This is a genomic window from Flavobacterium sp. (assembly GCF_044361065.1).
GTDB lineage: Bacteria > Bacteroidota > Bacteroidia > Flavobacteriales > Flavobacteriaceae > Flavobacterium.
In genome coordinates this window covers 1-7,919 of record NZ_JBIKJI010000100.1, presented here as the reverse complement: position 1 = coordinate 7,919, position 7,919 = coordinate 1, and the positions used below count along the sequence as shown (strand labels likewise).

Below are 7,919 nucleotides of genomic sequence, written 5' to 3'. Positions count from 1 at the left end.
CCAATCAAGTGGAAAACGCAAAAGCTGAACCGCAAAAAGAAATCATCACTTTTGAAGATTTTGCCAAAGTAGATTTACGAATCGGGACGATTATTGAAGCCGAAAAAATGCCAAAAGCCAACAAATTATTAGTCTTAAAAGTAGATACCGGAATTGATGTAAGAACCATTGTATCTGGAATTGCAGAGCATTTTACACCAGAAGAAGTTATTGGAAAACGTGTAACGGTTTTAGTCAACTTAGCCCCAAGAGCTTTACGTGGTGTGGAAAGCGAAGGTATGTTATTATTAACCAATTCTGCTGAAGGAAAATTGGTTTTCGTAAATCCAGATACAGAAGGCGTGATTAATGGCGCGATGATTTCCTAATTTAAAAATTAAACACAGATTTCACAGATTAACACAAATTGAAAAAATCTGTGAAATCTGTGTTGAATAAAATACATTATGACCCCAAAAATAATCGCATTTGATGCAGACGACACCCTTTGGCACAACGAACCTTATTACGATGAGGCGCAAGAACGCTTTTGTGTGTTGTTTCAAGATTATGCCTCGCATCAAGAGATTTTAGGATTAATTTTGAATCATCAAGTCAACAATTTGCCGTTGTATGGTTTTGGAATCAAAGCGTTTACATTATCGATGATTGAAACGGCTTTGGAATTGACTAATCATCAAATTTCGGGTAAAGGTATTGAGCAAATTTTAGCTATTGGCAAAGATTTACTTCAAAAACCAGTGGAATTACTTCCTAACATCACTGAAGTTTTAGAACAATTGCAAGGAAAATATAAATTGGTCGTAGCCACAAAAGGCGATTTAAAAGACCAACATAGAAAATTACACGATTCGGAAATTGGCGCTTATTTTCATCATATTGAAGTGATGAGCGACAAAACCGAATTGGATTACGAAAAAATGTTAGCTCGTTTAGATTGTAAAGCCGAAGATTTTTTAATGATTGGCAATTCGTTAAAATCCGATGTTTTACCTGTGTTAAATATTGGCGGTCACGCCATTCATATTCCGTATCATACGACTTGGGAATACGAAAAAATTGATTTTGAAATTGAACATAAAAATTTCAAATCCGTTTCCAAAATTACTGAAATTTTACCCTTACTAAAATGAAGCAAATAATAGACCTCGCTACTTGGAACCGAAAAGAGCACTTTGAATTTTTCAGCAAATTTGAAGAACCTTTTTTTGGCACTACTATCCAATTTGATTGCACAAAAGCCTATCATAAAGCTAAAGAATTAGGCGTAAGTTTTTTTGTATATTATTTACACAAAACTATTGTTGCCGTAAATAAAATTGAAAATTTTAGGTACCGAATAGAAAATGAAAATGTGTATCTTTTTGATAAAATTAACGCGTCTGCTACTATTTTACGTGATGATAAAACGTTTGGTTTTTCAGAAATAGAATACGATGAAAAACTAAGCAATTTTGAATCTAATTTTATTAAAGAATCAAGTAGAGTGCAAAACACAACTGGACTTTTCACAAGAGAATATAATGAAAACATTATTCATTTTTCGGCTTTACCTTGGGTGAATTTCACTTCAATTTCACATTCAAGAAATTTTTCAATACCTGATAGTTGTCCGAAATTTTCATTTGGAAAAATGACAGATGAAAAGGGGGTGAAAAAAATTCCAATGGCAGTTTATGTGCATCACGGATTAATAGACGGATATCATTTAGGTTTGTTTTTTGAAGAATTTGAACGTTTAATGAATGAATAAGAAGAGCACAAATAAGCACTCTTCTTATCCTTCAAAATTTAAACGGCATTCAAAATCGCTAAAATATCTTCGCCAAATTTGTCTGCTTTTTGTTTTCCAAAACCCTTAATTTGTTGTAATTCGTCTAAATTACTTGGCTTATATAATGCTAAGTCAATTAATTCAGAATTGTGGCAAATCATAAATTTCTTCTGATTTAATTGTTCTGATTTTTCAGTTCTCCATTGATTTAAGTATCCGTAAACTTGTTTGTCATTCGGAAGTAAATCTTCGTACGACTTTCGTTCTAATCGTATAGGTTTCTCCTGTTGCTCAGTTTCATAATGAACAATAACAGACCAATGCGCCGGCTCGCTTTCCAAAAATTGGGTGCTGGATTTTTTAAATATTACTGTTTCTAAAAAAGTGTTTAATGTTTGTTGATCTTGCTCTAAAAATGCAGGATCTATGCGGATAGAAAATACACTAACTTGCATCTGAAATTATTTACCGATTAACAAAATTTCATTTGCAATTACTTCTGTAATGTAGCGTTTGTTTCCATCTTTGTCGTCGTAACTTCTGTGAGTTAGTTTGCCTTCAATGGCAATGTCTTTACCTTTTGTAACATATTTTTCAATAATTTCTGCTGTTTTACCCCAAGCCGTTACACGGTGCCATTGGGTTTGTTCTACTTTATCGCCATTTTCTCGATAATATACTTCGTTCGTGGCGATATTTATGTTTGCTAATTTTCTTCCTCCTTCAAGGTTTTTGATTTCTGGTTCTTGACCCACATTTCCGATTAATTGTACTGAATTTTTCATAAGGCTTATATGTTTAATTGTTTATTTATTTCGCGTTTCGTTAAGTTTTAGCTTAGGAAAAACGCTTGTTTTATGGCGTGTAAAATTTATTTTTTTGTTATTTAATTTTTTGAAACGCAGATTTAATAAATATAAAAAATCTTAGCGTTGAAATGTAATTGTTATTTACTTAATAAAACCAACTCGTTCGCGACAACTTCTGTAATAAATCGTTTGTTGCCGTCTTTGTCATCATAGCTTCTATGTGTTAATTTACCTTCTATAGCTACGTGACAACCTTTAGCAATTAATTTTTCAACAATTTCAGCTGTTTTCCCCCAGGCAGAAATTCGATGCCATTCGGTTTGTTCCACTTTTTCACCTTTAGCGTTGGTGTAATTTTCATTCGTTGCGATGGTAAAATTGGTAACTTTTCCTGATTCTAAGTTTTTGATTTCTGGTTCTTGTCCTACGTGTCCGATTAATTGTACTCTGTTTTTCATGGCGTGTAAAATTTAAATATTTATATAAATTAAAATTTGTTTATCGACTGAACTCGTTGTTTCATTTCGACAGTGCAAAGATGTGGCAAGAAAAAAACGTTACTCGGTTGTTATTCATTTAAAATCGATTGTAATTGTTTGTTGTCGTTTGTAAATGGAAAATAAAAAATCTAAAAGCATTCAATATTTCTATTTTTTTACTACTTTTATTGGACCTCAAATAAAAATATTATGAATAAAACTTGTTTAGAATGTCAAGATAAAATTGTAGGGAGAGAAGACAAAAAGTTTTGCAGCGATGGTTGCCGAAACGCCTACAACAATAAAATGAATAAAGATCAAACCAATTTGATGCGAAATATAAACAACAAATTGCGCAAAAATTATCGAATTTTAACCGAATTAAACCCAGAAGAAAAAACCAAAACAACCAAAAATAAATTAATTAGTAAAGGTTTTGATTTTGAATTAATTACTTCAATTTATACCACAAAAACTGGAAATGTATATTATTTTGTATACGATCAAGGTTATTTGGCAGTGGAAAATGAAGGTTATGTATTAGTAAAAAAATAAAATGAAAGTATCTATATTAGGTTGCGGCTGGTTAGGCTTCCCTTTAGCTAAAAAGTTAATTGATAATGGTTTTGAAGTGAAAGGCTCTACCACTTCTGAAAATAAATTAGCTGTTTTGAAATCAAATAAAATAGCGCCTTATTTATTGGAGCTTTCTGAAACTAAAATTAGCAAATCAATTACTGATTTTTTAAACGATTCTGAAATTCTAATTATAGATATTCCGCCAGGTTTAAGAAAAATTACAGAAACCACTTCTGAAAAAACATTTGTAAATAAAATAAAAACCTTACTTCCATTTATGGAGAATTCTACTATTGAAAAAGTGATTTTTATTAGTTCGACTTCTGTCTATGATGACACTGCTGCTATTCCAACTGTTAATGAAAAAACTGTTTTAAATCCAAATACAGAAAGCGGAAAACAATTAATGGAAGTCGAAAATTTATTGCGAAATAACTATAATTTTCAAACCACAATAATACGTTTTGGTGGTTTGATTGGCGAAGACCGAAACATAGTAAAAATGTTAACTGGAAAAACCAATGTTGCCAATCCAGATGCGCCAATAAATTTAATTCATCAAGAAGATTGTGTTGAAATTATTTGCGAAATACTAAAACAAAACTGTTGGAATGAAACTTTTAACGCAGTCGCACCCAATCATCCTACACGAAAAAAGTATTACACCGAAAAAGCTAAGCAGTTGCATTTGACTGCACCATTATTTAATGAAAATGACACTAATTTTGGGAAAATTGTTTCAAGTGAAAAATTAGAAAATGTTTTAGGATATACGTTTAAAAAAACAGCTTTATAAAAACTAATTTTTCATTAAAACAATCCATTTCCAATCTGCAGGATTTCCTACTCCAACGCTTGGCGTATATAAATATAAATGTACCACTCCAGTAGGATTTGAGATTAAATACTGTCTCACTTTTACCAAGTTTTGCACAGCCATCCATACCTGATTGTAGTCATTTCCTAAATTTGGTTGAGGTAAAATATGATTGAAGCTTGTTGATGGAAAAACAACGTCAGCTGTTAATACTGCCTCAAATTGATTGGCCGTTAGCATATTTTGTGGATGATGAATTTGTCCTAAACCCATCCAAATAATATCACCATCAAAAAGAATTTGATTAATTTCATCATATTTCAACTTAATATTTCCAAAATCAGTAGCAGGAACAGATTGATGAGAAATAGTAAATGAATTTGAATTTTCGGCATACGTAGTTTCTTTACCGCCCTGAAACGTATTTGTTAAATAATCTACTTTAAGCAGTAAAACTTTGTTAGGTTCATTTTGAGTTTCCTCAGTAGGCGCGTTTTCTTCTGAACAAGATGAAAATAATGAAACGAAAATAAATAAAATAAAAAGTAACTTTTTCATAAAATTATTTTTTTATATATGCTTATTAATGAATTACTTATGTAAAAATAATGATTTTTTATTAAATAAATTAAACTAAAATCATTTCATCATATGTTAAAATAGTTTCGTACCCTTTCGAATTAAAATAAGGTGTTGGATTTTCTTTTGAGAGTACCATAACGAAGTCGCCGCCCCAAGCGCCTAAACTTTTTATGGTGCCTTTAAAATCAGAAAACAAACGTTCTTTTACGGTTTCTAATTCTAAAATATCGCTTAATATAATTTCGTGATGTACTAATAAATCTTTGGTCGTTTCTAAATTTGGCGAAAGCAGCATTCTATTCGTAATCTCAGAAATAGTTGCTGTTTTTTTGGTTAAAAACTGTTGCTTATTCATATAATTTTGAATCGCGTGACGGCTGTTTTGTTTTTTATTTAAATATACAAAATAAATATTTTCCTTATATTTCGGATAAAAATCAACAACCTCAACAATGGGTTTCTCGTTTTCATCTAATTGATACGTAATTGGAAAATTATTACTGGCGCAAGCTATATCATAACCGCTACCACCAAAACTTTTCCTTAATAATTCAAACGCATCAATTTGTAACCATTGTGCAATATTATTAATTAAAGTAGAAGATGTACCTAAGCCCCAATTTCTTGGAAATGTGACCTCTGTTTCAATAATATATCCCGTTTCCGAAGTTAGAAAATTTGGGTTTTGAAGATGGGCTTGATGTAAAATTTCAACTAAAGTATGTTTTATGAGATGTTCTTCTTGAAAATTTTTAGCTGTTCGAATTTCCTCAAAAGTGAATTCAGTTTCAAACCAAACGCTTTTATCAGCATCCAAACTGGTCCAAAATATTTTTTTTTCTGCACACGAAGCAACGCGTAAATATTGACCAAATTTCGTTGGCAAGGCTAAAGCTTTGGCACCATTTAAGACCAAATATTCTCCAGTAATTAGGAGTTTTCCGTTAGAGTAGAATGTGTTTTTGTTAACCATATAAGTCATATAAGCTTTTTCTGTTTTTCTAAAACTTTATAAAGTAGGTTTAAGTTTTTACTTCGTAAATTTAAGTGATTTTATTATTTAAATTCATTATTGTCCGATAAAAATCAAATGAAATTTTGAGCCTATTTTTTTGCCACAGATTTCACAGATTTTATCCTTGATAATCCACTAAATCCGTGGCATCCGTGGCATCCGTGGCAAAATATTTCATTAGATTACATCACATTAAAAAATTAGGCAAAATATAATTTAAGCAGTTAAACAATTCGTAATCATAGCTTTAAAATTATATCAAAATTTTTAATCGGACAACAATGATTTAAAAACTTATATGACTTATATGTTTATTTTTTTCTCAACGTTTCCAAAAAATCCACCACTAAATTATGTGAAGCGGTTTTGTTTTCGAAATGTGCTAAAACTTGTTGCTTTTCTTCTTTAGTAGCTTGATGCTGATTTAAGATATTATTCAAATGCATTTTCATATGTCCTTGTTGAATTCCAGATGTGGTTAACGAACGTAAAGCTGCAAAATTTTGAGCCAATCCAGCAACAGCTACAATCTCCATTAATTCCGTTGCAGAGGGATTTCCTAACATTTCTAAAGAAAATTTGACTAATGGATGTAAATTAGTTAAACCGCCAACGGTTCCTAATGCTAAAGGTACTTCCAACCAAAACGTAAATATTCCGTTTTCTATTTTAGCGTGAGACAGACTTGTGTAGCTTCCGTTTTTACTTGCAAATGCGTGAACACCAGCTTCTACAGCACGGAAATCGTTACCAGTTGCTAAAACCACCGCATCAATTCCGTTCATAATGCCTTTATTATGCGTTACAGCTCTGTATGGCTCTACTTCTGCGATTTTTACAGCAGTTAGAAACTTTTCTGCAAATTCATTTGATGTGATGTTGGCATCTTCATTAAGTTCCGAAATAGGACAAGAAACTTCGGCACGAACTACACAATTTGGCACAAAATTACTCAAAATACTCATTACAATTTGAATCGATTGGATTCCAAATTCTTCTGATTTGTTTTTAAATGTTTTCGCAAATTGTTCTAAACAAGAATTGATAAAATTCGCTCCCATACTATCCTTAGTCTGAAAAGTAGTGTGCAATTGGTAATAGTTGTTTAATGCTGCCGTTTTATCTATTAGCTGAATATCTGAAATTCCGCCACCACGCTTTTGCATATTTTTGGTAATTCCTTCCGATTCAGAAAATAAAAACGGCTTTACAAAATTGAAATATTCAATAAGTTTTTGTTTATCACCTTCATACATAAAATGAACTTGACCAATTTTTTCAGTGCCTAAAATAGTCGTTTTAAATCCTCCTCGTGCTCCCCAAAATTTAGCAGCTTTACTTGCGGCTGCTACAACAGAGCTCTCTTCAATAGCCATAGGAATGGTATAATTTTTACCATTAATTGTAAAATTTGGTGCGACACCTAACGGCAAATAAAAATTTGTTAAAGTGTTTTCAATAAATTCGTCGTGTAGTTTTTGAAGTGAAGCATCAGAATTCTGATAGCTTTGTAATACTGCAATTGCTTCTTTTGGATTGGAAAAATGCTTTTCGGCGATCCAATTTATTTTTTCTTCTTTTGTTAGTTTTGAAAAACTTGTAGTATTTAGTGCCATTAATTTTGGATTAATTGACAAAGATAATAAAAGTAATTTTTAAAAAAATAAAACTTAGAAAGTAAAAAATTCAATATTTATTATGAATATGTCGTAAATTTTCACTAAAATTGGAGGTTTTTACAATCAAAAAATATGAGAAATTTTACAAGTATTCTATTATTGTTACTAACCTCTTCAATATCAGTTGTTGGGCAACAAAAATTAACTTTAGAAGAAATTTGGGGCGGCGCGTTTAGAACAAAAGG

11 protein-coding genes are annotated in these 7,919 nt (G+C 31.2%); 5 read left to right on the top strand and 6 right to left on the bottom strand.

Annotated elements, in window-relative coordinates; all coding sequences use genetic code 11:
• The 3 genes from metG to ACIQ11_RS07095 form a co-directional block, all read left to right on the top strand.
• Positions 1 to 368, top strand: a 368-nt coding sequence (metG, locus tag ACIQ11_RS07105; RefSeq protein ID WP_396153986.1) for a methionine--tRNA ligase subunit beta, incomplete at its 5' end; no start/stop codon positions are given.
• A gap of 78 nt (positions 369 to 446) precedes the next feature.
• Entirely contained in the window at positions 447 to 1,133 is a 687-nt protein-coding gene (locus tag ACIQ11_RS07100) for an HAD family hydrolase (protein ID WP_396153985.1), read from the top strand.
• A complete protein-coding gene (locus tag ACIQ11_RS07095; protein ID WP_396153984.1) occupies positions 1,130 to 1,753 on the top strand; it encodes a CatA-like O-acetyltransferase in 624 nt (207 codons plus the stop codon). The genes ACIQ11_RS07100 and ACIQ11_RS07095 overlap by 4 nt, the downstream gene beginning before the upstream one ends.
• A gap of 38 nt (positions 1,754 to 1,791) precedes the next feature.
• Here the strand turns inward: ACIQ11_RS07095 and ACIQ11_RS07090 are convergent, their stop codons facing one another.
• From ACIQ11_RS07090 to ACIQ11_RS07080, 3 genes are all read right to left on the bottom strand, one after another.
• The gene (locus ACIQ11_RS07090; RefSeq protein ID WP_396153983.1) at positions 1,792 to 2,229 is read right to left on the bottom strand and encodes an HRDC domain-containing protein; all 438 of its coding nucleotides are present in this window, start codon (positions 2,227 to 2,229) and stop codon (positions 1,792 to 1,794) included.
• 6 nt (positions 2,230 to 2,235) lie between these two features.
• Complete coding sequence (locus ACIQ11_RS07085) at positions 2,236 to 2,559, bottom strand: single-stranded DNA-binding protein (RefSeq protein WP_396153982.1); 324 nt, start codon at positions 2,557 to 2,559, stop codon at positions 2,236 to 2,238.
• Between the two features lie 161 nt (positions 2,560 to 2,720).
• A complete protein-coding gene (locus ACIQ11_RS07080; protein ID WP_396153981.1) occupies positions 2,721 to 3,041 on the bottom strand; it encodes a single-stranded DNA-binding protein in 321 nt (106 codons plus the stop codon).
• A 231-nt stretch (positions 3,042 to 3,272) separates the two neighbouring features.
• Here ACIQ11_RS07080 and ACIQ11_RS07075 point away from each other — a divergent pair, with 231 nt between their 5' ends.
• Together ACIQ11_RS07075 and ACIQ11_RS07070 are read left to right on the top strand one after the other, a co-directional pair.
• Positions 3,273 to 3,617, top strand: a complete 345-nt coding sequence (locus ACIQ11_RS07075; protein ID WP_396153980.1) for a hypothetical protein — start codon at positions 3,273 to 3,275, stop codon at positions 3,615 to 3,617.
• 1 nt (position 3,618) lies between these two features.
• Positions 3,619 to 4,437 (top strand): NAD(P)H-binding protein, encoded by an 819-nt coding sequence (locus ACIQ11_RS07070; RefSeq protein ID WP_396153979.1) that lies wholly within the window; start codon positions 3,619 to 3,621, stop codon positions 4,435 to 4,437.
• A gap of 3 nt (positions 4,438 to 4,440) precedes the next feature.
• On the opposite strand, the gene ACIQ11_RS07065 is transcribed toward ACIQ11_RS07070, so the two are convergent.
• The 3 genes from ACIQ11_RS07065 to ACIQ11_RS07055 form a co-directional block, all read right to left on the bottom strand.
• Positions 4,441 to 5,016 (bottom strand): hypothetical protein, encoded by a 576-nt coding sequence (locus tag ACIQ11_RS07065; protein ID WP_396153978.1) that lies wholly within the window; start codon positions 5,014 to 5,016, stop codon positions 4,441 to 4,443.
• A gap of 70 nt (positions 5,017 to 5,086) precedes the next feature.
• Positions 5,087 to 6,022, bottom strand: a complete 936-nt coding sequence (locus ACIQ11_RS07060) for a GYDIA family GHMP kinase (protein WP_396153977.1) — start codon at positions 6,020 to 6,022, stop codon at positions 5,087 to 5,089.
• A 344-nt stretch (positions 6,023 to 6,366) separates the two neighbouring features.
• Entirely contained in the window at positions 6,367 to 7,671 is a 1,305-nt protein-coding gene (locus ACIQ11_RS07055) for a hydroxymethylglutaryl-CoA reductase, degradative (RefSeq protein WP_396153976.1), read from the bottom strand.
• Positions 7,672 to 7,919 lie beyond the last annotated feature (248 nt).